This window comes from Xanthomonas boreopolis (genome assembly GCF_046529185.1).
GTDB lineage: Bacteria > Pseudomonadota > Gammaproteobacteria > Xanthomonadales > Xanthomonadaceae > Pseudomonas_S > Pseudomonas_S boreopolis.
The window spans coordinates 1,934,435-1,958,882 of the sequence record NZ_CP097162.1; the positions used below are offsets into that span (position 1 = coordinate 1,934,435).

Genomic DNA, 24,448 nt, shown 5'->3' on the forward strand with positions numbered 1-24,448 from the left:
GGGATCTTATTTTCAATCTTCGGAGGCAAGCCGAATGTCTGACGTGGCCATGATCCGGATCGGCATCCTGGCCGCCGGCCTGCTGCTGATTGCCGCCATCTTCCTGTTCGGCCGGCCCAAGAAGCCGCCGCAAGGCCGCCGCGTGGAATCCGGCGACAACGCCGCGCGCGAGCGGCGCGAGCCGGTGCTGGGCGAGGGCGAGGCGGCGCCGGCGGACGGCGACTACAGCGGCGAGGCGGTCTCGCAGCCGGAGCTGGGGCTGGAGCCGGCCGAACCGGACACCTCCGAGCTCGGCAAGCGGCCGAGCCAGGATTTCGACAAGATCGTCTCGCTCTACGTCGCGGCCAAGGCCGGGCAGGTGCTGCGCGGCGAGGACATCGTGGTGGCGGCCGAGAAGACCGGGCTGGTGTTCGGCCACATGAACGTGTTCCACCGCCTGATCGAGGGCCACCCCGAGCGCGGGCCGATCTTCAGCATGGCGAGCATCCTCAAGCCGGGCAGCTTCGACATGGCCAACATCCGCGAGATGCAGACGCCGGCGATCGCGTTCTTCCTGACCCTGCCGGCGCCGATGACCGCGCTGGACGCCTGGGAGAAGATGCTGCCGACCGTGCAGCGCATGGCCGAGCTGCTCGACGGCGTGGTGCTGGACGACAGCCGCAACGCGCTCGGCCGCCAGCGCATCGCGCACATCCGCGACGACCTGCGCGCCTACGACCGCCAGCACCAGGCGCCGCCGCTGACCAAGTCGCCGCGCTGGTAGCGGCGGCCGGCCGGCGATCCCGGCGCGTCAGCGGCGCACCGCCAGGAACGCCTCGCGGAACCTGAGCATCTCCGCCTCGGTGCCGACGGTGATGCGCACGCACTCCGGCCATACCGGCCAGCTGCGGCCGACCAGCACGCCTTGCCGCTGCATCGCCTGCGCGAACGCCTTGCCGTCGCGCTTGACATCGACCATGAAGCAGTTGGACTGCGAGGGCAGGCAGGCGTAGCCCTGTTCCTCCAGCCAGGCGATGGTGGCCTGGCGGATGCGGGCGTTCTCCGCGCGGCGCTGCGGCACCAGCTGCGGATCGCGCAGGCTGGCCATGCCGGCGGCCATCGCGGTCACCGCCAACGGGTTGCCGCCGAGTCTTTCCAGGCGTTCGAGCAGGACCGGCGCGGCCATCGCCGCGCCCAGCCGCAGGCCGGCCATGCCGTACAGCTTGGAGAACGTGCGCAGCACCACCAGGTCCTGGCGCTCGCGCACCAGTGGCGCCACCGAGGCTTCCTCGCTGTAGTGGATGTAGGCCTCGTCCACCAGCAGCACCGCGGAAGCGGGCTTGTTCGCCAGCAGCCACTCGATGTCCGCGCGCGGGGTGATCGAGCCGGTCGGATTGTTGGGGTTGCAGAGATAGATCAGCCCGGCGTCGCGCGCGGCCCCGGCCATCGCCCGCACGTCGTGGGCGCCGTCGGCGCGCAGGGGCACGCGATGCACCGGGGCGCCCTGGGCCGCGGCGACCTCGGCCACCGCCTCGAAGGTCGGGTCGGCCACCACCACGCCGGCCTTGGCAGAGGTGAACAGCGCGCCGCAGCGATTGAGCGGGTCGCTGGACCCCGGGTACAGGGCGAGGTGGTCCGCGGGCAACCGCTCGATCTCGGCCATCTGCCCGGCCAGCTCCCGGGCCATGTCGAACAGGTAGCGTCCGGAGCGGGCCACGATCCGGGTGGCGGCGTCCTGCGCCGCCGGCGCGGGGCCGAGCGGGCATTCGTTGAAGTTCAGGTAGACCGGGCCGGCGGCCGGGGCGGGAGCGATCGCCGGCATCCGGGTCGCACGTGCGGCCGCCTCGCCGGCACCGAGCGCGGAGACGGCCAGGCCGGAAGAGGCCAGTTGCAGGAACGAGCGGCGCGAGACGGGCTGGGACACGGAAGGCTCCTTGGAGATTCGTGCAATCTTAAATCCGTCCAGGTTTTCCGGAGGCGCGGCTTTTCGTGGGAGCGGCTTCAGCCGCGATGAGGCTTTCCCATCTGAACCCCTGCACATGAATGTGCGGGCTGTTGCAGAGGGAGCTGCACGAAGCCGAACGCCCCATCGCGGCTGAAGCTGCTCCCACAAAAAAAGCGCCTGTGGATTACGGGGGGCGCATGACCGCATGTCGCCTTCGCGCCATGCCCGATAGAATCGCCGCCCCAGAGCAATGCCGCGAGAGCGCATGACCGCCATCCCGGATCCCGCCCGGCGCGCCGAAGAGCTGCGGCGCCGCATCGACGAGGCCAACTACCGCTACCACGTGCTCGACGAGTCGCCGATCCCGGACGTCGAGTACGACCGGATGCTGCGCGAGCTGGACGAGCTGGAGGCCGCGCATCCGGAGCTGGCCACGCCCGATTCGCCGACCCAGCGCGTCGGGCATGCCGCGTCCTCGAAGTTCGCCGAGGTGCGCCACGCCATCCCGATGCTGTCGCTCGGCAACGCCTTCAGCGACGAGGAGGTGGAGGAATTCGTGCGGCGCATCGTCGAGCGGCTCGACGTGGCGCAACCGGCGTTCTCGGCCGAGCCCAAGCTGGACGGGCTGGCGATCAGCCTGCGCTACGAGCAGGGCGAGTTCGTGCAGGGCGCCACGCGCGGCGACGGCGCCACCGGCGAGGACGTGACCGCCAACCTGCGCACGGTGCGCGCGATCCCGCTGAGGCTGCGCGGCGAAGGCTGGCCGCGGGTGCTGGAGGTGCGCGGCGAGGTCTACATGCCGCGCGCCGACTTCGAGAAGTACAACGAGCAGGCGCGCCTGCACGGAGGCAAGGTGCTGGCGAACCCGCGCAACGGCGCGGCCGGTTCGCTGCGCCAGCTGGACCCGAGGATCACCGCGCAGCGGCCGCTGAGCTTCTACGCCTACGGCGTGGGCGAGGTGCAGGACGGCGAGCTGCCGGCCACGCACTCGGCGATCCTGGCGCGCCTGCGCGACTGGGGTTTCCCGGTCAGCGGCCTGGTCGAGGTCGTGCGCGGCAGCGACGGGCTGCTGGATTACTACCGCCGGATCGGCGCGGCCCGCGACGGGCTGCCGTTCGACATCGACGGGGTGGTCTACAAGCTGGACGACCTGGCCGGCCAGCGCGAGATGGGCTTCGTCTCGCGCGCGCCGCGCTGGGCGATCGCGCACAAGTTCCCGGCGCAGGAGCAGACCACCACGGTCGAGGCGATCGAGATCCAGATCGGCCGTACCGGCGCGGCCACGCCGGTGGCGCGGCTGGCACCGGTGCAGGTGGCCGGCGTGGTCGTCACCAACGCGACGCTGCACAACGCCGACCAGATCGCGCGGCTGGACGTGCGCGTGGGCGACACGGTGATCGTGCGCCGCGCCGGCGACGTCATCCCCGAAGTGGTCAGCGTGATCGCCGAACGCAGGCCCGGCGGCACCGTGCCGTGGCAGATGCCGCCGGCCTGCCCGGTCTGCGGCTCGGAGATCGTGCGCGAGGAAGGCGCCGCGGTCTGGCGCTGTTCCGGCGAACTGACCTGCCCGGCGCAGCGCAAGGAGGCGATCCGCCATTTCGTCTCGCGCCGCGCGATGGACGTGGACGGCCTGGGCGAGAAGTTCATCGAGGTGCTGGTCGATGCCGGCGTGGTGCAGGGCGTGGCCGACCTGTACCTGCTGACGCGCGACCAGTTGCTGCTGCTGAAGCTGGCGCTGGACGCGGAATCGGCGGAAAGCCTGGCGACGCAACTGATGCCGCACCTGCCGCGCGAGGGCAGCGGGGACAGCCTCAATGCGGTGGTGAAGCTCGGCACGGCCGAGGACTGGCGCCTGCGGGTGCTGGCCTTGCCGCTGCGACTGGAGTGGAACCCGAAGAAGATCGCCACCAAGTGGGCCGAGAACCTGGTCGCGGCGATCGATCGCTCGCGCGACACCACGCTGGAGCGCTTCCTGTTCGCGCTCGGCATCGAGCACGTCGGCGAGAGCACCGCCAAGGCGCTCTCGCAATGGTTCGGCGACCTGGAACTGGTCCGGCGCATGCCGTGGCCGCTGTTCAAGCGGGTGCCGGACATCGGCGGCGAGGTCGCGCGCGCGCTCGGGCATTTCTTCGACCAGCCGGGCAACCAGCAGGCGATCGACGACCTGCTGGCGCGCGGCGTGCGCATCGGCGACACGCACCCGCCGTCGCCCAGGCTGCGCGGCGAACTGGCGCTGGCGACGCTGCTGGTGGACCTGGAGATCCCGAAGATCACCAGGTTGCGCGCCGAGCAGTTGGCCGGCGCGTTCGACTCGGCGGCGCGCCTGCTCGACGAGGACGAGCACAACTACGTGGCCGCCGGGTTGCCGGCCGAGGCCGCCCAGTCGCTGGCAGGCTGGCTGGAGGACCCGGCCAACGCGGCGCTGCTGGCCGCGGCCGACGCCATGCGGACCCGGCTGCTCGAGCGATTGCCGGAGACCGCCGAGATCCAGGCCGGCCCGCTCGACGGCCAGACCGTGGTGCTGACCGGCACGCTGGCCGCGCTGACCCGCGACGGCGCGCGCGAGCGGCTGGAAGCGCTCGGCGCCAAGGTCGCCGGCAGCGTGTCGAAGAAGACCGCGTTCGTGGTGGCGGGCGAGGAGGCCGGCTCCAAGCTCGACAAGGCGCAGGCGCTGGGCGTGGAGATCTGGGACGAGGCGCGGCTGCTGGCGTTCTTGCGGCAGCACGGAGGAGAGGGACCATGACGGCGACGGAACTGGGCTGGCGCGTGGCGGTCCCCGCAGACGAGGACGCATTGCTGGCGATGATGCGCGCGTTCTACGTCGAGGACGCTATCGAATTCCATCCGGAACGTGCATGGCGCGGCCTGCGCACGCTGTTGCACGAGCCGCACCGGGGCGAAGCGCTGCTGTGGCTGGCGCCGGACGGCACGGCCGTCGGCTACGCGATCCTGACGCTGTGCTTCAGCGTGGAGATGGGCGGCCGCTACGCCCTGCTCGACGAGCTCTACCTGGGACCGGCCGCGCGCGGCCGCGGCTGGGGGCGCCAGGCGGTCGCCCTGTTCGAGGCGCGGGTGCGCGCGCTCGGCCTGGACATGGTGCGAATGGAGGTCAATCGCCATAACGCCGCCGCCAGGCGGCTCTACCTCGGCCTGGGCTACCGCGACGACCAGCGCGACCAGTTGAGCCGGCGCCTGCCGGCCGCGGAGGCCTGATGTCCCTGCTCGACAAGCTGCGCCTGCGCGCGCGCCTCAACGCGGCGATCCGCGCGTTCTTCGCCGAGCGCGGCGTGCTGGAGGTGGAAACCCCGGTGATGTCCGAGGCCGGCAACACCGAGCCGAACATCGAGAGCTTCTCGACCCGTTTCACCGGCCACGTCGATGCCGGCTTGCCGCTGCGCTGGCTGCGCACCTCGCCCGAATACCCGCTCAAGCGCCTGCTCGCCGCCGGCGTCGGCGATTGCTACGAGCTGGGCCGCGTGTTCCGCAACGGCGAGGCAGGCGGCCGCCACAATCCCGAGTTCACCATGCTGGAGTGGTACCGCGTCGGCTGGGACGACCGCCGGCTGGCCGAGGAGACCATCGCGCTGGTGCGGCAGGCGTTGGCGCTGGTGGGACGCGAGGCGTCGGTGCAGGTCACCACGTACCGGCAGCTGTTCCTCGATGCGCTCGGCCTGGATCCGTTGGTGGCGGCCGAAGACGCATTGCGCGGCGCGCTCGGCGAGGTCGGCGTCGACCCGCAAGGCCTGGTGCGCGACGACTGGCTCGACCTGCTGATGACGCATCGGATCCAGCCGTATTTTCCGACCGACCGCATCACGGTGGTGCACGACTGGCCCGCCAGCCAGTGCGCGCTGGCCAGGATCCGCGAGCCGGCCACGGGCGATCCTCCGGTGGCCGAGCGCTTCGAGCTGTACTTGGGAGTTCACGAAATCGCCAACGGCTACCACGAGTTGAACGATGCCGCCGAGCAGCGCCGGCGCTTCGAGCGCGACAACCGGGTGCGCGCCAGGCGCAACCTGCCGCAGTTGCCGCTGGACGAGCGGCTGCTGCAGGCGCTGCCGGACCTGCCGGACTGCGCCGGCGTCGCCGTCGGCGTGGATCGCCTGCTGATGGCGATGCGCGCCACGCCGCGCATCGCCGACGTGCTGGCGTTCGAGTTCGCGCGGGCATAACGGAAACGCAACCCGGCGCGTATTGCTTTCTTCACGGCGATGATGCTTTGATCGTTGCGCCAAGGAAGGTGCGTCCGGATCATTCATGTTGTCAGGGGGAGTCGCGGGATGAAGCGGTTCATCGTTCTTTGCGGCGTGCTCGGCTTGTCGTGGTGGCCCCAAGCCGCGTTCGCAGGGGACGGAGACCTCCCGGTGCAAGTCCGTTGCGAATCGCGCGGCATGGAGCGGCGGCACTGCCCGATCGACACGGCCAATGGCGTGCAGTTGGTACGCCAGCTGTCGGAGAGCACCTGCATCCGGGGCAGCGAATGGGACGTCGAACCAAACGGCGGCGGCATCTGGGTCGCGCTCGGATGCCGGGCGGAATTCCGTTCCATCCGGTCGCAAGGCGACGCGCTGACCCGGCGCGTGGTGCGCTGCGAGTCCAACGGGCCGCAGACCAGCTGCCCGGTCATGCTGCGCGGCGCGCCGGTGCGGCTGTTGCGGCAGCGCTCGGCGTGGCCCTGCAAGGAAGGCCGCACCTGGGGCACGCGCCGCAACGAGATCTGGGTATCGCGGGGCTGCGACGGCGAGTTCGAGATCGGGGCCGAGGACGGGTCCGGTTTCGTCGACGTGCCGCGCCGGGTGACCTGCGAGTCCAAGAACCGGATCCGGCGCATGTGCGGCGTTTCGGTCGAGCGTGGCGTGCGGCTGGGCCGGCAGATCTCGGGCACGGCCTGCGTGCAGGACAAGAACTGGGGCTGGAGCCGCGACGGGATCTGGGTCGACGGCGGCTGCCGGGCGGAGTTCATCGTCGATTGAAGGCCGGGACCGGGTTCCGGCACCGGGAACTCGGTAAAGCGGGGCTCGCTTCGGCATGATGGCTGTTGTGGGAGGGACTTCAGTCCCGACAGCAGGCCAGTAAGGCCTGTCGGGACTGAAGTCCCTCCCACAACGACACGCGACCCGAAGCAGGCTTGTCGCTTTTCCGAGCCTCCGCTCCCGGAACCCCGGTCGCGGCTTCGGCCTACAATGGCGCGATGACGACCGAATCCCACATCGATTACGCCCGCTACGACCATATCCGCCCGATCCTCTGGACCGGCGACGCGCTCGAACTGCTCGACCAGCGCAAGCTGCCGTTCGTGGTGGAGCACGTGCAGTGCCACACCAGCGACGAGGTCGCGCAGGCGATCCATGCGCTCACCGTGCGCGGCGCGCCGGCGATCGGCATCGCCGCGGCCTGGGGCGTGGTGCTGGCCGCGCGCGCGATCGACGCCGGCGACGGCGCCGAGGCGTTGCAGAAGCTGGAACCGGCGCTGCAGCGGCTCAATGCCGCGCGGCCGACCGCGGTCAACCTGGGCTGGGCGCTGGCGCGGATGCGCCGCGCGCTGCAGGAGGCGAGGGCGGACTGGCGCGACGTGGTGACCGCCGAGGCCCAGGCCATCGCCGACGAGGACCTGGCCGCCAACCGCCGCATGGGCATCCTCGGCGCCGGCCTGATCGCGCCCGGCAGCGGCGTGCTGACCCACTGCAACACCGGCTCGCTGGCGACCGCCGGTTTCGGCACCGCGCTGGGCGTGATCCGCGCCGGCGTGGCGCAGCAGCGCATCGGCCGGGTGTTCGCCGGCGAGACCCGGCCCTGGCTGCAGGGCGCGCGGCTGACCGTGTGGGAGCTGCAGCAGGACGGCATCGACGCCACCCTGATCGCCGACTCGGCCGCCTCGCACCTGATGAAGACCGGCGCGGTGCAATGGGTGATCGTCGGCGCCGACCGGATCTGCGCCAACGGCGACACCGCCAACAAGATCGGCACCTACCAGCTGGCGATCGCCGCGCGCCACCACGGCGTCCGGTTCATGGTGGTGGCGCCGTCCTCGACGGTCGACATGGGCACCGCCAGCGGCGACCTGATCGAGATCGAGCAGCGCGACCCGGGCGAGCTGTTCGGCGTCGGCGGCGTGCGCACTGTGGCCGAGGGCATCAACGCCTGGAACCCGGTCTTCGACGTGACCCCGGGCGAGCTGATCGATGCGATCGTGACCGAGCGCGGGGTGATCGAGCGACCGGATGCGGCCGCGATGCGGGCGGCGTTCGGTTGAGCCCGGGATCCGGGAAGCCATCGTTGCCCGGGCCGGGCTGTCAAGCGCCCCGACTTTTTTGCAGGCCTTTGCGGGAGGGACTTCGGTCCCGACGGCAGGCCGGTAAAGCCCGTCGGGACCCAAGTCTTTCCCACAACCGTCTTCGGCCCGAAGCAGGCTTGCCGCTGTTCCGGTGCCCCGGTGCCGGAACCCGGGGGCGGCCCATCCGGCCCCGGTCCCGAAAATCCTGCAAGTGCTTGTTTCTGGCTGGCAAAACGCCAGCATCGATAGGCCTGCCGTGGTAGAATCGGTCGCTTGAATCGACCGGCGGATTGGACGCCTTCGCGCCCTGGTGCGCGAGGTCCTCCCGATCCGCCGCAAAACCAGACTACGGAACCCGAATGGCAGAAACCGCCAAGGAAATCATCCAGGTCAACCTGGAAGACGAGATGCGCAAGAGCTACCTCGATTACGCCATGAGCGTGATCGTGGGGCGCGCACTCCCTGATGCCCGCGACGGGCTCAAGCCGGTGCACCGGCGCGTGCTGTACGCGATGAACGAACTGGGCGCGCACAGCAACAAGGCCTACTTCAAGTCGGCGCGTATCGTCGGCGACGTCATCGGTAAGTACCACCCGCACGGCGACGCCTCGGTGTACGACACGCTGGTGCGCATGGCCCAGCCGTTCTCGTTGCGCTACATGCTGGTCGACGGCCAGGGCAACTTCGGCTCGATCGACGGCGACTCCGCCGCGGCGATGCGTTACACCGAGTCGCGCATGGCGCGCCTCAGCCACGAGCTGATGGCCGACATCGACAAGGAAACCGTCGATTTCCAGCCCAACTACGACGAGAAGGAACTGGAGCCGACGGTCATGCCGACCCGGTTCCCGAACCTGCTGGTCAACGGTTCGGCCGGCATCGCGGTGGGCATGGCGACCAACATCCCGCCGCACAACCTGACCGAGTCGATCAACGCCTGCATCGCGCTGATCGACAACCCGGAACTGGATGTCGACGGCCTGATGGAGTACATCCCGGGCCCGGATTTCCCGACCGCCGGCATCATCAACGGTACCGCGGGCATCGTCGCCGGCTACCGGACCGGCCGCGGCCGCGTGCGCATCCGCGCCAAGGCGGAGATCGAGGTGGCCGACAACGGCCGCGAGGCGATCGCCGTCACCGAGATCCCGTACCAGGTCAACAAGGCGCGCCTGATCGAGAAGATCGCCGAGCTGGTCAAGGAAAAGAAGATCGAGGGCATCAGCGAGCTGCGCGACGAGTCCGACAAGGACGGCATGCGCATCTACATCGAGGTCAAGCGCGGGGAGTCGGCCGAGGTCGTGCTGAACAACCTGTACCAGCAGACCCAGATGGAGTCGGTGTTCGGCATCAACATGGTCGCGCTGGTCGATGGCCGGCCCAAGCTGATGAACCTCAAGGAAATGCTGGAGGCGTTCATCCGCCACCGCCGCGAGGTGGTCACCCGCCGCACCATCTTCGAACTGCGCAAGGCGCGCGCCCGCGCCCACATCCTGGAAGGCCTGACGGTCGCGCTCGCCAACATCGACGAGATGATCGAGCTGATCCGGACCTCGGCCAACCCGCAGGAAGCCAAGGAACGCATGTTGGCGCGGACCTGGCAGCCCGGCCTGGTCGGCGCGCTGCTCGGCGCGGCCGGCGCCGAGGCGTCCCGCCCGGAGGACCTGCCGAAGGGCGTCGGCCTGATCGACGGCCTCTACCAGCTGACCGAGGTCCAGGCGCAGCAGATCCTGGAAATGCGCCTGCACCGCCTGACCGGCCTGGAGCAGGACAAGCTCACCGAGGAATACAAGCAACTGCTGGAAACCATCGCCGGGCTGATCCGCATCCTGGAAGACCCGGACGTGCTGCGGCAGGTGATCCGCGACGAACTAGTCAACGTGCGCGAGGAGTACGGCGACGAGCGCCGCACCGAGATCCGCCACAGCGAGGAAGACCTGGACATCCTCGACCTGATCGCGCCGGAAGACGTGGTGGTCACGCTCTCGCATGCCGGCTACGCCAAGCGCCAGCCGGTGTCGGCGTACCGCGCGCAGAAGCGTGGCGGCCGCGGCCGCAGCGCGGCGGCGACCAAGGAAGAGGATTTCATCGAACAGCTGTGGCTGGTCAACACCCACGACACGCTGTTGACCTTCACCAGCAGCGGCAAGGTGTTCTGGCTGCCGGTGCACCAGTTGCCGGAGGCCGGCTCGAACGCGCGCGGGCGCCCGATCATCAACTGGATCCCGCTGGAACCGGGCGAGAAGGTGCAGGCGGTGCTGCCGGTGCGCGAGTATGCCGAGGGCCGGTACGTGTTCTTCGCGACCCGCAACGGCACGGTGAAGAAGACGCCGCTCAGCGAGTTCGCGTTCCGCCTGGCGCGCGGCAAGATCGCGATCAACCTCGACGAAGGCGATGCGCTGGTCGGCGTGGCGCTGACCGACGGCACCCGCGACGTGCTGCTGTTCGCCTCCAACGGCAAGACCGTGCGCTTCGGCGAGGAAACCGTGCGCTCGATGGGGCGTACCGCCACCGGCGTGCGCGGCATCAAGCTGGCCAAGGGCGAGGAAGTGGTGAGCCTGATCGCGGCCGAGCCTGCCGGCGGTGCCGAGGACGAGGGCGACGACATCGAGGAGAGCGTGGACAGCGGCGAGGCGGAGGTCGTGGAGACCGGCGCCGAGAAGGCCGGTGTCGCCTACATCCTCACCGCCACCGAGAACGGCTACGGCAAGCGCACGCCGCTGGCCGATTACCCGCGCAAGGGCCGCGGCACGCAGGGCGTGATCGGCATCCAGACCACCGAGCGCAACGGCAAGCTGGTCGCGGCGGTGCTGCTGGGCGCCAGCGACGAAGTGCTGCTGATCTCCGACGGCGGCACGCTGGTGCGTACGCGCGGCGCCGAGATCTCGCGCGTCGGCCGCAACACCCAGGGCGTGACGCTGATCCGGCTCGGCAAGGGCGAGAAGCTGCAGGCGGTGGAACGCCTGGATGCCTCGCTCGCCGATGCCGACGAGCCGGGCGAGGAGGTCGCGATGCCCGCCGCCAGCGAGGAGAACGCGCCGCCGCAGGCATGAGGGCGGGCGTGGCATGACCGATGAGAACGCCGGCGCAAGCCGGCGTTCTTCTTTCCAGGCCGTGGCCAGCGGCCTCCTTTCGCGTTGCCTGCACACGGCAGGGCTCGCCGGATGGCGCGAGGGCGTCTTCACCCCGGCGCGCGAAAGAACGCAGGACGTTCACAAACGCATTGCCACCCTGTGCGCGCCCGGCGGCGGCATGCCGTCGGCGATGTCGCATCGAGGAGGACAGACGCATGGCCGTTGACTACCGTGCCCGCCGCACAGGGCACTGGACGCTGGTGCTGCTCGGCATCGCGATCGGATTGCTGGGGCTGGTGTTGCTCGCCGGCGGGATCTGGCTGGCCGCGCTCGGCGGCTCCTGGTACTACCTGCTGGCCGGCGTCGGCATGTCGGTGGCGGGCGTGCAGCTGGTGCGCGGCCGCAACTCGGGTGCCTGGTGGTTCGCGGCGGTGTTCGTCGGCACCTTGCTGTGGACCTGGTGGGAATCGGGGGCCAGCTACTGGCGCTGGGTGCCGCGCCTGGGATTGGTGACGGTGCTCGCGCTGGTGCTGGCGCTGCTGTCGCCCCGGCTGGAGCGGCCCGCTTCGCGCGCGCTCTCGCGTGGCTTGGCAGGCGTGCTGGCGGCGATCTTCGTGGTGGCGTTCGCATTGGCGTTCGTGCCGCACGGCGTGACCGGGCCGGAAGGCCGGTTCCCGGAACCGCAGCCGCGGGCTTCGGCGCCTTCGCCGAACCCGCAAGGCGCGCCGGCGGGATTCGTGCAGCCCTCGGACCAGCCGGCCGACGGCGACTGGACGGCCTACGGCCGCAGCAACGCGGCCGAACGCTTCAGCCCGCTCGGCCAGATCACGCTCGACAACGTGGGCCGGCTGCAACGGGCCTGGGAGTTCCGCACCGGCGACCTGCCGGAGCGCCGCTGGGGCGCGGAGACGACGCCGCTGAAGGTCGGCGACAGCCTGTACCTGTGCACCGCGCGCAACCAGCTGATCGCCCTCGATGCGCGCACCGGCAAGCAGCGCTGGCGCTTCGACCCGAAGGTGGCGGACGAGTCGATCCCGTACACCGCCGCCTGCCGCGGCGTGGCCTACTACGAAGTGCCTCCCGCCGGCACCGACGCCGATGCGGCCGCGGCCGCCGCGCCGGGTGCCGTGCCCGAAGCCCGCGGCGCCAATGCGGACGATCCGGTGCCGCGGGTGCAGCCGGCGCCGGTGGCCGAGGAGGCCGCCGGCCAGGCCTGCCGCAAGCGCATCATCGAAGGCACGCTGGACGCGCGCCTGATCGCCGTCGACGCGGAGACCGGCAGGCCCTGCCAGGGTTTCGGCGACAACGGCCAGGTCGACATCACCGTCGGCATGGGCGACACCCCGCCGGGCTACGTGTCGATCACCTCGCCGCCGGCGATCGTGCGCGGCGTGATCGTCACCGGGCACCAGGTGCTGGACGGACAGCGCCGCTACGCGCCATCGGGCGTGATCCAGGGCTACGATGCGGTGACCGGCAAGCTGCGCTGGGCCTGGGACATGCTCAATCCCGATCGGAGCGGCCTGCCGCCGGAGGGCGAGACCTACGCGCGCGGCACCCCGAACATGTGGACCACCGCCACCGGCGACAACGAACTGGGGCTGGTGTACCTGCCGATGGGCAATTCGGCGGCGGACTACTGGAGCGGGCTGCGCACGCCCATCGAGAACCGCTATGCCACCTCGGTGGTGGCGCTGGACGTGGCCACCGGCAAGCCGGCCTGGCATTTCCAGGCCGTGCGCAACGACGTATGGGACTACGACTTCGGCTCGCAGGCGAGCCTGGTCGACTATCCGACCGGCAACGGCACGGTCCCGGCGTTGCTGGTGCCGAGCAAGCAGGGCGACATGTACATCCTCGATCGCCGCACCGGCAAGCTGCTGACCCCGGCCGAGGAGCGCAAGGTGCCGCAGGGCGGCGTGGAACCGGAGCAGCGCTCGCCCACGCAGTTGTTCTCGCTGTACCACACGCTGCGCAAGCCCGACCTCACCGAGCGCGACATGTGGGGCATCACGCCGATCGACCAGCTGGTATGCCGGATCCAGTTCCGCAAGGCGAGCTACCAGGGCTTCTATACGCCGCCCGAGGCCGACCGCCATTCGATCGAATACCCCGGCTACAACGGCGGTTCCGACTGGGGCAGCGTGGCGGTGGATCCGACCCGGCGCGTGATCGTCGCCAACTACAACGACATGCCCAACTACAACATCCTGGTGCCGCGCGCGAAGGCCGACGAACTGGGCTGGGCGCCGCGCGAGGACGTGCGCGGCGACATGGGCGGCGCGGAGGGCGCGGGCGACCCGCAGGCCGGCACGCCGTACGCGGTCAACGTCAACGCCGGCTGGCGCCTGCCGTTCACCAAGCTGCTGTGCAAGCAGCCGCCGTACGGCGGCATCCGCGCGATCGACCTGCAGACCGGCAAGACCCTGTGGGACCGCCCGTTCGGCGAGGCCCGCAGCAACGGTCCGTTCGGCATCCGCTCCGGCCTGCCGATCCAGATCGGCACGCCCAACAACGGCGGCCCGGTGGTCACCGCCAGCGGCCTGGTGTTCATCGCCGCCGCCACCGACGACCTGATCCGCGCGATCGACCTGAGGACCGGCGAGACCGTGTGGCGCGACAAGCTGCCCGCGGGCGGGCAAGCCACCCCGATGGTCTACGAGGTCGATGGGCGCGAGTACCTGGTGATCGTCGCGGCCGGCCATCACTTCATGGAGACCCGGCCCGGCGACTACGTGATCGCCTACGCGTTGCCCCAGGGCTGAGCCTGCGGGGAGGACCGGGCTGGACCGGTCCCCGGTGCACCTGCCGCGGCGCATCCGCGGCAGGCGATCCTTGCCGCGGCGCTTTTGGCCGTCCGCTTCCGTCTAGCTTGGGAGGATCGCGACGGGAACCATCGCATGAACGGGCACGGCAACGAGGACGGGGGGGCGAGGGTCGCTCCGCGCATCGAGGCATCGATGCGGCAATGGGCGAGGTCGCTGTCGCGACGTGTGCGCCTATGGGCAGCAGGCTTGCTGGCGGTGGGAGCGCTGGCTGCCCAGGCGGAGGAGGCCGTGCCCGCGAGCTGGATCGACTATGCGGCAACGACCGGGAACGCCCTGCAGGCCAGATTGAGCGAAGGCGGCGGCGACCTGGTCACGCGCCTGCATGCCTGGCTGGAGACACGGCAGGCGCGAAGCGCCACGCCGTTGCCGGTGGTGGTGCGCTTGTGGATCTCCCCGCGCGGCACGGTGGAGCGCAGCGAATTCGGCAGCCTGGGCGACGTCCAGGCCGATGCCGACCTGCGCGCGATCCTGGCGGCGAGCCCGCTTCCCGAGCCGCCGCCCGAGGACATGCCGCAGCCGCTGGTGATGCAGTTGACCCTGCAGCCCAACCCGGATTTCGACGCGGACGCCGCCCCCGGCGGCTGACGCTCACGCCCGGCGGCGCGCGATCACGGTTTGCGGATCGCCGGCGGCAGCACCGGCGGTGCCGGTGGCGGGCGCTGCGGCAACGTGGACTTGCCGAAGGTATTGCCCATCCGCTGGCGCGTGGCTTCCGGATTGGCCAGCCCCAGCGCGGTCGAAGGACGCCTTGCGATCTCCTCCGAACGCAACTGCGCGGGCGACCGCGCGGCGTCGCCCGTGGAGGGCATGAGCAAGCCGCTCAGGCAGTCGTAGTCCCGCACCCGTTCGCCGTTGACCTCGATGTCGATGCAATGCCGATCCGGGATCTTCCCTGTCTTGCCGTGGCCAGGATCCTGCCGTGCCTGCGCGATGCCGCAGGTGGCGGGGACCAGCAACGCGATCAGCATGAGGCGGCGCATCGTCGTGGATGAGTGATGGGCGGTGAGCGCGATCGCGCCGGAAGCAGGCAGCGCGATGCTATGCCGAAAATGAAGGGCGGGAAAGTGCGTACCTTCAAACGTCGTGGACTCGGGGCAGCCGCACGTCGCCACCGCAAGCGGAAGCATCATGCCATTGGCTCGCGGGATGAATCCCGGCGTTGTAATCACTCGGAAACGTGCGCCTGCTACCGGCTCCGGGTGGGCACGACGGCGCAAAAAATGTGTGCGGTTTCGGATAACTGAATCCGTCCTAAGTAAGGACGCGGCACAACCTCCACCGGTTGCCTGCCGACCATCGTTTTCGTTATCCGGATAACTGCCTGATGTCCGTAAAAAAGATAAGGCCGGCCGCCTCGGCGCTGGCTACCGGCCTGATGCTGGCGATGTGCTCGGCCGCGGTCCATGCCCAACAGGCGGAAGCGCCCGCGTCCGCGCCTTCCGGCGAAGGGAGCGGCACGGACACGCGCAAGGTCACCATCAACGAGTACATCGTGCGCGGCAACAGCGTGCTCGACGCACGCTCGATCGAGCGCGCCGTCACCCCGTACCTCGGCCCGGGCCGGACCCTGGAAGACGTGGAAGCCGCGCGCGCCGCACTGCAGGCGGCCTACCAGGAGCGCGGCTACCAATCGGTCTACGTCGATCTGCCCGAGCAGCAGGTCACCGGTGGCGTGGTCTTCCTGCAGGTGACCGAGACCAGGCTGGGGCAGGTCGAGGTCGTGGGCGCCAAGCACAACGATCCGGAAGCGCTGCGCGAGCGCGTGCCGTCGCTGCGCGCCGGCGAGGTCCCGGATTTCAACCGCGCCCAGCAGGAGCTGACCCGGCTGAACCGTACCGCCAAGCGGCAGGTGATCCCGCTGGTGAAGCAGGGCGGGCAGGCCGGCACGATGGACGTGCAGCTGAAGGTCGAGGACGAATCGCCCTGGCGCTTCAGCGCGTCGGTCAACAACGACCACAGCGCCGACACCTCCGCGCTGCGCTCGGTGGTGAGCGTCGGCAACGACAACCTGTGGCAGAAGGAACACGTGGCCTCGCTGACCTTCTTCGCCGCGCCGGAGGACCTGGACGAAGCCAAGGTGTGGTCGGGCTCCTATGCGCTGCCGCTGGGCAGCCCGGACTGGACGCTGGAGTTCTCCGGCTACACCTCCGACAGCGACGTGCTGACCGAAGGCAACACCAACGTCACCGGCCGCGGCCACGAATTGGGCGTGAAGCTCAGCCGCACCCTGGCCATGTCCGGGGCCTGGTGGCACCAGTTCTCCGTGGGCGTGGCGTTCAAGGACCGCAAGGAAGGGGTCGGCATGCTCGACCAGGAAACCCAGTACGTGCCCCTGAAGTACGCGCCGATCACGGTGGGCTACAGCGGCTTCATGCAGGGCGAGAAGAACCAGCTCGGCACCGGCCTGCAGGTCGTGTTCGGCACCCGCAACTTCCTCGGCTACGGCAGCGATGCGGACGCGTTCGACTGGGCGCGCTACAGGGCCGACCCGAGCTTCGTCGCGGTGAAGGCCGATCTCAACGACACGCTGACCCTGGAAAGCGGAGCGCAGTGGTATGCGCGCCTGTCCGCGCAGGTGAGCGACATCCCGCTGGTGTCGGGCGAGCAGTTCGCCGCCGGCGGCATGTACACCGTGCGCGGCTATCGCTCGGCCGAGGCGCTGGGCGACTACGGCGCGATCGGCTCGATCGAATGGCGCACCCGGCCGCTGGGATTGTGGGGCCTGCAGGACTGGCGCCTGTACGCCTACCTCGACGGCGCCTGGCTCAAGCTGCGCGATCCCTTGCCCGAGCAGGACGACGAGTTCTCGCTGGGCTCGATCGGCATCGGCAGCAACTTCCGGCTCTACGACCGCGTCAACGTCCGCCTCGACTACGGCTATCCGCTGACCGACGGCCCGACCACGACCAAGGGCGCGCACCGGCTGCATTTCAGCGTCGGCACCAGCTTCTGATTCCCGACTTCCACGCTCTATCTGGAGAACTCCGTCCATGCAACGTCTCTTGACCGCACTGTTGCTCCTGCTGGGTATCGCGATGTCCGGCGCGGCCAGCGCAGACACCTCGTGGTGGCAATCCGACTGGAAATACCGCAAGCCGATCACGCTCGATGCGGGCAGCGCGGGGCTGGCCGCCGGCGCCGGGAGGATGCCGGTGCTGGTGCGCCTGCATGCCGGCAACTTCGCCTTCGACGGCGTCGCGCCGGACGGCAGCGACATCCGCTTCGTCGGGGCCGACGGCCGCACCGTGTTGAACCACCAGATCGAGCAGTTCGACCCGGGCCTGGGCATGGCGCTGATCTGGGTCGACGTGCCGGCGGTCGGGCCGGGCCCGGCGCAGACGATCTGGATGTACTACGGCAACGACAAGGCGCCGGCCGGCGGCAGCGGCCAGCAGGCGTTCGACCCGGACTACAGCGCGGTCTACCACTTCGCCGAGCAGGAGGGCGCGGCGCGCGACACCACGGCCTATGCCAACAACGCGCGCAACGCGCTGCCGCGCGCCGATGGCGTGGCCATCGGCCGCGGCCTGAAGCTGGGCGGCGAGGCGATGGTGGTGCCGGCTTCGCCGTCGCTGGCGATCGCCGAAGGCGGCGCGTTCACGTTCTCGGCCTGGATCAAGCCCGAGCAACTGGCGCCCAACCAGGTGATCTACGCGCGCCGCGACGGGGCGGGTTCGCTGCGGGTGGGGCTGGACAACGGCACGCCGTTCGTCGAGGTGAACGGGGCGCGCGCCGCGGCGGGCAGCGCGCTCGCCGCCGGACAGCCTGCGGCGCTGGCGCTGGCCGCCGGCAACGGCCAGGTGCTGCTGTACGTCGGCGGCCGCGAGGCGGCGCGCCTGCCCGCCGCGTTGCCTGCGCTCAATACCGACACCTACATCGGCGGCGATGCCCCGGCGCCGGCGGCCGCCGACGGCGCCAGCGCCAGCGTGCCGGCCGCTCCGTTCGCGGGCGCGATCGACGAGGTGCGCATTTCCAAGGTGGCGCGCCCGGCGGCCCTCATCCAGGCCGATGCGCTGTCGCAGGGCGGCGATTCGCGGCTGCTCGCGTTCGGCGAGGACGAGCAGTCGGCGGGCGTGAGCCATTTCGGCTTCATCCTCAAGTCGATGCCGGTGGACGCCTGGGTCGTGGTGGTCGTGCTGTTCCTGATGTTCCTGGTCTCGTGGGCGATCATGATCGCCAAGAGCCGGTATTTCGGCAGCGTGGACAAGGCCAACGAAGCCTTCACCGAGCAGTACCGCAGGGTCTCCGGCGACTCCATCACGCGCTTGAACGACATGGCCGGCGCCGGCCGGATCAGCCCGGAGATCCTGCAGCGCTCGACGCTGTGGAAGCTGTACCGGATCGCGATCGAGGAAGTGAAGGGGCGGCAGGCGCATACCGGCAGCCTGCGGCTGTCCGATTCGGCGATCGGCGCGATCCGCGCTTCGCTGGACGCGGAAGTGATCCGCGAGACCGAGCGCATGGCCAAGCGCATGAACTGGCTTTCGACGACGATCGAGGGCGCGCCCTATGTCGGCCTGTTCGGCACGGTCATCGGCATCATGCTGGTGTTCGCGGTGGCGGCGATGGCCGGCGCGGTCGACATCAACTCGGTGGCGCCCGGCATGGCGGCGGCGCTGTTGTGCACCGCCGCCGGCCTGGGCGTCGCGATCCCGGCCTTGTTCGGCTACAACTGGCTGTCGGCCCGCTCGGAGTCGATCTCGGCGGACATGGCGGTGTTCGTGGACGAATTCGCCGCGCGGCTGGCGGAAGAGTCCGAGGACGGCACGCTCGGCGCCGTCGCGCCTTCGGCCCAGGCCTGAGGACGCGCCATGGCCAAGCGGGCATTCGGCATCAAGAAGCGCGAGAAGGGCATCAACGTGACGCCTTTCGTCGACGTGCTGCTGGTGGTCCTGGTGATCTTCATCCTGACCAGCAACGCGACGATACCGGGGCTGGAGGTGAACCTGCCCAAGGCCAGCTTCAGCACGCCGCTGGAGAAACCCAAGACCAAGGCGATCACCATCGACAACGCCGGGCAGGTGTTCCTGGACGCGTACCCGGTCACGTTGCCCGAGCTGGAGGACCGGCTGCGCCAGGAGAAGGCGGTCAATGCCGATTTCCCGGTGATCGTGCGCGGCGACGCGCAGGTGCAGTACGCGCGCGTGGTGGAAGTGCTGGACCTGCTGCGGCGGATCGAGCTGAGCCAGGTCGGGTTGGTCACCGGCAAGCCGCAAGGGTGACCGGGCGTGAATTCCGAATCCTCCAACCCGACGGGATCGCCGCGCAGGCCGGCCGGATGGTGGCGGCCGGCGGCGGGCATGGTCCTGCTGCTGGCCGCGCTGGGGGCGCTGCTCTGGTATCTGCTGTTCAAGGACACGGCGACCACCAAGCGCCAGGTGCCCGACATGCCGATGCTGGCGTTGCCGCCGCCACCGCCCCCGCCGCCGGAACCCGAACCGGAGCCCGAGCCGGAACCGAAGCCGGAAGAGACCATGCCGGAACCGGAGCCGCTGGAAGAGGTGCCCAAGCCCACCGAGGAGGCGCCGACGCCGGATACCTCCGATCCGGTGACGATGGACGCCGATGCGCAGGCCGGCAGCGACAGCTTCGGCATCCAGAAGGGCAGCGGCGGCGGCTCCGTCGGCGCGGGCCCCGGCGGCGCCGGCAACGCGAGCTACGGGCGCTACCTGGGCTACGCGTTGCAGCAGGCCATCGCGCGCGACGAGCGCGTGCGCCGGCTGGCGTTCCAGTTGCAGCTCGATGTCTGGCTCGAATCCGACGGCACGATCAGCCGGGTCGAGCTGGTGCGCGGCAGCGGCAACCAGGAGGCCGACCAGGCCGTGCTCGAGGCCTTGCGCAACTACGGGAAGGTCGACGAGCGGCCGCCCGCGTCGCTGCCGTTCCCCGCGCGCGTGCTGGTGCAGGGGCGCCGCCCGGCCGGATGAACCGCGGCATCTCCGCCTTCCGATGAATTTCCTCTTGCGAGAACACCCGATGAAAAGTGCAGGACTCCACACGATCCCCGGTCCTATCAAGCGCACCGCGCTGGTGGCAGCGCTCGGACTGGCGCTGGCGGCAGGCAACGTCCAGGCGCAGCAGGCGGCCGGGCACGAAAGCACGATGGTCAAGCTGATCCGCAGCCTCATCGACAGCGGCGCGCTCAAGCCCGAGGCCGGCCAGCTGCTGCTGCAGGAAGCCCAGCGCGAGGAGCGTGCGCAGGCCCCGGCGGCGGCCGCAGCGGTGCAGGCGCAGCCGGGCGACGTGCGCGTGCCGTACATCCCGCAGACCGTGCGCGACGAGATCCGCGAGGAAGTGAAGGCCGAGGTGCTGGCGCAGGCCAAGGACGAGCGCTGGGCCGCGCCGGACGCCGTGCCGGAATGGACCCAGCGCATCCGCGTGCAGGGCGACGTGCGCGTGCGCAACGAGTCGCGCCTGTACTCCGACCGCAACAGCGTCATCGAGGTCGATTGGCCGGCGATCAACAACGGCTCCGGCTACGACGTCAATTCCAATACCAACCTGCGGTTGCCGCCGCTGCGCAATACGCGCCAGGACCGCAACAACTCCTGGCGCATCCGCGGCCGCATCGGCATCGCCGCCGACCTGGGCGGCAATACCGAGGCCGGCATCCGCCTAGCCACCGGCAACGACAACGGGCCGGTCTCGACCACGCAGACGCTGGGCGGCGGACTGGACAAGAAGGACGCCTGGATCGACCAGGTGTGGCTCGCCTGGAAGCCGGTGGACTGGCTGCGCGTGGTCGGCGGACGTTTCGACAATCCGTACTGGTCCACCGAGACGCTGTTCTCCAACGACCTGAACTTCGACGGCATCGCGTTCCAGTACGCCGACAAGTTCGCCGGCGACGATCTCTCGCTGTTCGCGACCTTGGGCATGACCCCGCTGGAGTACTCCTCCGACGGCTTCCCCAGCACCAGCACGAACAAGCAGAAGAGCCGCGACAAGTGGCTCAACGGCTTGCAGGTGGGCGCGGAATGGGCGTTCTCGGACGCGCATCGCCTGCGCGGCGCGCTGGCCTACTACGACTTCCGCCGCGTCAACGGCCGCCTGTCCGAGCCCTGCGCGCTGTACGCGGGCGCCGACTACTGCAGCACCGACTGGACGCGCCCGGCGTTCATGCAGAAGGGCAACACGCTGATGCTGTTGCGCAACATCGCGCTGGATCCCGCCGATCCGGCCAATACGCCGCAGCCGCAGTACGTGGGCCTGGCCTCCGAGTTCGAGCTGCTCGACGTCAACCTGCGCTACACGCTGCCGGCGTTCGGCGGCTACGGCCTGCAGCTGGACGGCAACTGGATCAAGAACCTGGCCTACGATCCCAGGCAGATGTGGGAACGGGCGCAGGGCGGCATCGTCACCAATCTCGCCGCGGCCCCCGACGGCCAGCCGTCGTCGGCCGACATCAAGAGCGGCGACACGGCCTACCAGTTCCAGGCGACCTTCGGCGTGCTGCAGCCGGGCGCCATCGGCGACTGGAACGCCTGGCTCGGCTATCGCCGGGTCGATCCGGACGCGGTGGTCGATGCGTTCAACGATTCCGATTTCCACCTGGGCGGCACCAATGCCAAGGGCTACTACCTGGGCGCTTCGTACCTGTTCGGCAAGCGCGTCTGGGTGACCGGCAGCTGGTTCGCGGCCAAGGAAGTGTTCGGCCCGCCGCTGTCGATCGACGTGTTCCAGCTGGAGGTCAATGCCAAGTTCTAAAAGGGGGCGCGTGGCCGGCGTTGAAGGCCGATCGATATGCAGGGAGAAACATCGATGCGCACGCAAGAGAGAGTCATCAGCCTCAGGCGCCTGGCGAGCAAGCTGGGCGAGATCCTGATGTCGGGCGACCGTCCCATGGTGGTGACCCGGGACGGCATCCCGGTCGCGTTCTTCATCCCCGCGCGGGTGTGGAAGGCGCAGGAGGATTCGGAGCTGTCGCGGCAACTCGTGCAACTGGTGCTGGATCGCGCCGGCCTGCCGAGGGATGAAGTGCAAAAATCCATCGAGGCCGTCCAGCCCAGGAAACGCCGCCTGCTCAAGATGGCGCTGGCGGACGGCCACGGAGCCGGTCGCCCGTGACCGCTCCGGAAAACACATCGGAAACGGAGTAGGGATGAACGATCTCGCAAAAGCAGGAACCGGTACGGAAGCAGGGAACGCGGCGCCGCAGGCCGCGGAAACGAGCGAACGCCACGCCCAGGCCGCGCCGCTGTTCTACCGGCGGCCGGAACTGTTGAACGCCGCGATCCACGGAGCATGGCGGATCCGGCCCGCGGGCGTGGATTTCGCGGCCGGCGCGAACTCGGTACCGGTCATGGCCGGCGAGTTCGCCGCGGCCGCGCGCCACTATCCGCTGGTCTTCGCCGGCGCCGAGCGCATGCCGGTGGCCGTGCTCGGGCTGGAGCGGAGCAACCGGTTCGTCAAGGACGGCGCATGGCAGGCCGGCGCGTACGTGCCGGCCTACGTGCGACGCTATCCGTTCGTGTTCGCGCAGATGAACGAGGGCGACTACGCGCTGGCGATCGACGCCGAGTCCGCGATGGTGGTCAAGGACGGAAGCGAGGGGGCGCCGCTGTTCGAGGACGGCAAGCCTGCCGCGATCACCCAGCAAGCCTTGCAGTTCTGCGACGCGTTCACCCGCGAGAGCGCCGCCACGCAGGCGTTCGTCGGCGCATTGGAGCAGAACGGCCTGTTGCTCGAGCGTACCGCCAGCATCGCCTCGCCGCAGGGCGGCCGGACCACGCTGACGGGATTCTCGGTGGTGTCGGCCGAAGCGTTCGAGAAACTGCCCGAGCAGGTCGTCGTCGAATGGCACCGCAAGGGATGGCTGGCGTTGGTGAACGCGCACCTGCTCTCGCTGGCCGGCTTTGCCGACCTGCTGCCGGACTGACGATCCCGCCTCGTTTCCGATGATTCGCGTATTGCCAGGAGATTTGCCGAAATGAAGAAGATCAGCCTCTGGATGGCCTTGGCGCTGCCGGCCGCGGCATCGCTGCCCTTGCCGGGCCTGGCCCAGGAAAGCGCCACCTCGCTGGGCGGCAGCGCGGTGCCCGGTGTATGCCTGTTGAGTCGCGAGGCGGTGTTCGCCAATGCCAAGGTCGGCAAGAGCACCAACGAGAAGCTGCAGCAGTTCACCCGGACCGCGCAGACGGAGATCGGCGGCGAGCAGGCCGCGCTCGACCAGGAGATGGAGCGCCTGGGCCTGCGCCGGCCGGGCTTGCAGGAATCGCAGTTGAACGAACAGCAGCGCGCCGCGATGCAGAAATTCAACGCGCTGCGCCAGAAGGCCGCCGAGCGGGGCCGCCAGATCGAGGCCACGCGGCTCAAGGCGATGCAGCGCATCTCCGACGAGGCGCAGCCGGTCATCGCGCAGGTCTATGCCAGTCACAAGTGCGGTTTGCTGCTGGACCGCGGCAGCGTACTGGGCGGCAACCTGAGCAACGACCTGACCGCGGAGGTGGTCGCTGGGCTGGATGCGAAGATCGCCGCGCTGCCCATCGCACTGGAACCCGTGCCGGCCGCGGCAGGCGATACCAGATAGTCATGTGGCTGGGGTAAGATCGCCGGAACTGCCCTGGAGAGCTGTCTTCAGCGAGAAAGTATGTTCATGCGGGACTTCCAGAAGGCCTACCGAAAAGCGCGCGGCTGGGGATGCTCGTCCCCGGTCGCATTGGGCGCTGCGATCCGTTACGCCATCACCGGAGACAGCGGCCGGTTCACGCCGCGGAAGGGCTTCCAGAGCTATCGCATCGTCAGGGAGCGCAAGGAAGGGCCCGATTCCACGTCCTAGTTGATTGCTGCCTGCCGATCTTCGGTCCGGTGGATGGGGACTGAGCCCTCGTGCTGTTCCTTGTGGGAGGGACTCCAGTCCCGACGGGCCTTACCGGCGCTGTCTGATCAGGCGATGCAGGCTTCCTTCCGCTTCGGGAGAAGGTGCCCGAGGGCGGGCGGGGGTACGGGCGGAGCCTCATGGTCTTCATGGTCGTCGCTCCCGCGAAGGCGGGAATCGGGGACGTCGCTTCGGCTTTTTGCTTCTTGTTTCAGAAGCAAGGGCTTTCGCCCCAAGAAGGCACGCCCCCGGGTCTCCGCGCCTTGTGCGCCACGCGCTCCGGGGCCGTCGCGGATAGGGCCGCGGTGAATCAAAGACGGAAAGCGCAAGCAACGGCAAGATCACGGGCGACAGCAACCGCCTGGCGTTGTTCATGGGCGTCGGCGTGGCCCTGGGCAGCATGAACAGGTTCCGGGAACGCCATCGCGATATTCCCGAGGTAGGAATGTCGCAAAAGTGCAACCTGGGCTTGCTAGGTTGTCGACGAGGAGCGGGGGTACCGCCATTGCCGGCGGTGGTCGCCCGGCCATC

General features: G+C 69.7%; 20 protein-coding genes. 18 read left to right on the plus strand and 2 right to left on the minus strand.

The window, feature by feature from the left end:
* Positions 1 to 34: 34 nt before the first annotated feature.
* Positions 35 to 763: a cell division protein ZipA gene (gene zipA, locus M3M27_RS08495; RefSeq protein WP_434027766.1), complete on the plus strand. Its 729-nt coding sequence runs from the start codon at positions 35 to 37 to the stop codon at positions 761 to 763.
* 27 nt (positions 764 to 790) lie between these two features.
* Here zipA and M3M27_RS08500 read toward each other — a convergent pair whose 3' ends face one another.
* On the minus strand, positions 791 to 1,903 hold the full coding sequence (locus M3M27_RS08500) for a pyridoxal phosphate-dependent aminotransferase (protein WP_434027767.1): 1,113 nt from the start codon (positions 1,901 to 1,903) through the stop codon (positions 791 to 793).
* 286 nt (positions 1,904 to 2,189) lie between these two features.
* Here M3M27_RS08500 and ligA point away from each other — a divergent pair, with 286 nt between their 5' ends.
* The 9 genes from ligA (at position 2,190) to M3M27_RS08545 (ending at position 14,685) form a co-directional block, all read left to right on the plus strand.
* Entirely contained in the window at positions 2,190 to 4,667 is a 2,478-nt protein-coding gene (gene ligA, locus M3M27_RS08505) for an NAD-dependent DNA ligase LigA (protein ID WP_434027768.1), read from the plus strand.
* Positions 4,664 to 5,137 carry an N-acetyltransferase family protein gene (locus tag M3M27_RS08510; RefSeq protein ID WP_434027769.1) on the plus strand — a complete coding sequence of 158 codons (474 nt, stop codon included), beginning with the start codon at positions 4,664 to 4,666 and terminating at the stop codon, positions 5,135 to 5,137. The genes ligA and M3M27_RS08510 overlap by 4 nt, the downstream gene beginning before the upstream one ends.
* A complete protein-coding gene (gene epmA / locus M3M27_RS08515; RefSeq protein ID WP_434027770.1) occupies positions 5,137 to 6,096 on the plus strand; it encodes an EF-P lysine aminoacylase EpmA in 960 nt (319 codons plus the stop codon). The genes M3M27_RS08510 and epmA overlap by 1 nt, the downstream gene beginning before the upstream one ends.
* Before the next feature lie 108 nt (positions 6,097 to 6,204).
* Positions 6,205 to 6,897 (plus strand): DUF3011 domain-containing protein, encoded by a 693-nt coding sequence (locus tag M3M27_RS08520; protein WP_434027771.1) that lies wholly within the window; start codon positions 6,205 to 6,207, stop codon positions 6,895 to 6,897.
* 218 nt (positions 6,898 to 7,115) lie between these two features.
* On the plus strand, positions 7,116 to 8,177 hold the full coding sequence (gene mtnA, locus M3M27_RS08525; protein WP_434027772.1) for an S-methyl-5-thioribose-1-phosphate isomerase: 1,062 nt from the start codon (positions 7,116 to 7,118) through the stop codon (positions 8,175 to 8,177).
* Positions 8,178 to 8,557: 380 nt separating this feature from the next.
* Positions 8,558 to 11,251, plus strand: coding sequence for a DNA gyrase subunit A (gene gyrA, locus M3M27_RS08530; RefSeq protein ID WP_434027774.1), 2,694 nt, complete (start codon positions 8,558 to 8,560; stop codon positions 11,249 to 11,251).
* A gap of 13 nt (positions 11,252 to 11,264) precedes the next feature.
* Entirely contained in the window at positions 11,265 to 11,498 is a 234-nt protein-coding gene (locus M3M27_RS08535; RefSeq protein WP_140718681.1) for a hypothetical protein, read from the plus strand.
* The gene (locus M3M27_RS08540; RefSeq protein ID WP_434027775.1) at positions 11,488 to 14,037 is read left to right on the plus strand and encodes a membrane-bound PQQ-dependent dehydrogenase, glucose/quinate/shikimate family; all 2,550 of its coding nucleotides are present in this window, start codon (positions 11,488 to 11,490) and stop codon (positions 14,035 to 14,037) included. The genes M3M27_RS08535 and M3M27_RS08540 overlap by 11 nt, the downstream gene beginning before the upstream one ends.
* A 135-nt stretch (positions 14,038 to 14,172) precedes the next feature.
* Positions 14,173 to 14,685 (plus strand): TonB C-terminal domain-containing protein, encoded by a 513-nt coding sequence (locus tag M3M27_RS08545; protein ID WP_434027776.1) that lies wholly within the window; start codon positions 14,173 to 14,175, stop codon positions 14,683 to 14,685.
* A 23-nt stretch (positions 14,686 to 14,708) separates the two neighbouring features.
* Here the strand turns inward: M3M27_RS08545 and M3M27_RS08550 are convergent, their stop codons facing one another.
* A complete protein-coding gene (locus M3M27_RS08550) occupies positions 14,709 to 15,230 on the minus strand; it encodes a hypothetical protein (RefSeq protein WP_434027777.1) in 522 nt (173 codons plus the stop codon).
* Positions 15,231 to 15,424: 194 nt separating this feature from the next.
* Here M3M27_RS08550 and M3M27_RS08555 point away from each other — a divergent pair, with 194 nt between their 5' ends.
* Genes M3M27_RS08555 through M3M27_RS08590 form a run of 8 tightly spaced genes read left to right on the plus strand, consistent with a single transcriptional unit; the run spans position 15,425 to position 23,629 of the window.
* Positions 15,425 to 17,053, plus strand: a complete 1,629-nt coding sequence (locus tag M3M27_RS08555) for a ShlB/FhaC/HecB family hemolysin secretion/activation protein (RefSeq protein WP_434027778.1) — start codon at positions 15,425 to 15,427, stop codon at positions 17,051 to 17,053.
* A gap of 37 nt (positions 17,054 to 17,090) precedes the next feature.
* Positions 17,091 to 18,902: a DUF2341 domain-containing protein gene (locus M3M27_RS08560; RefSeq protein ID WP_434027779.1), complete on the plus strand. Its 1,812-nt coding sequence runs from the start codon at positions 17,091 to 17,093 to the stop codon at positions 18,900 to 18,902.
* A gap of 9 nt (positions 18,903 to 18,911) precedes the next feature.
* Complete coding sequence (locus tag M3M27_RS08565) at positions 18,912 to 19,322, plus strand: ExbD/TolR family protein (protein ID WP_434027780.1); 411 nt, start codon at positions 18,912 to 18,914, stop codon at positions 19,320 to 19,322.
* 6 nt (positions 19,323 to 19,328) lie between these two features.
* The gene (locus M3M27_RS08570) at positions 19,329 to 20,027 is read left to right on the plus strand and encodes a TonB family protein (protein ID WP_434027781.1); all 699 of its coding nucleotides are present in this window, start codon (positions 19,329 to 19,331) and stop codon (positions 20,025 to 20,027) included.
* Positions 20,028 to 20,076: 49 nt separating this feature from the next.
* Complete coding sequence (locus M3M27_RS08575; RefSeq protein WP_434027782.1) at positions 20,077 to 21,807, plus strand: putative porin; 1,731 nt, start codon at positions 20,077 to 20,079, stop codon at positions 21,805 to 21,807.
* Between the two features lie 54 nt (positions 21,808 to 21,861).
* Complete coding sequence (locus M3M27_RS08580; protein WP_434027783.1) at positions 21,862 to 22,167, plus strand: hypothetical protein; 306 nt, start codon at positions 21,862 to 21,864, stop codon at positions 22,165 to 22,167.
* A gap of 34 nt (positions 22,168 to 22,201) precedes the next feature.
* A complete protein-coding gene (locus tag M3M27_RS08585; protein WP_140718673.1) occupies positions 22,202 to 22,978 on the plus strand; it encodes a SapC family protein in 777 nt (258 codons plus the stop codon).
* 51 nt (positions 22,979 to 23,029) lie between these two features.
* Positions 23,030 to 23,629 (plus strand): OmpH family outer membrane protein, encoded by a 600-nt coding sequence (locus tag M3M27_RS08590; RefSeq protein WP_434027784.1) that lies wholly within the window; start codon positions 23,030 to 23,032, stop codon positions 23,627 to 23,629.
* The last annotated feature ends 819 nt before the right edge of the window (positions 23,630 to 24,448 follow it).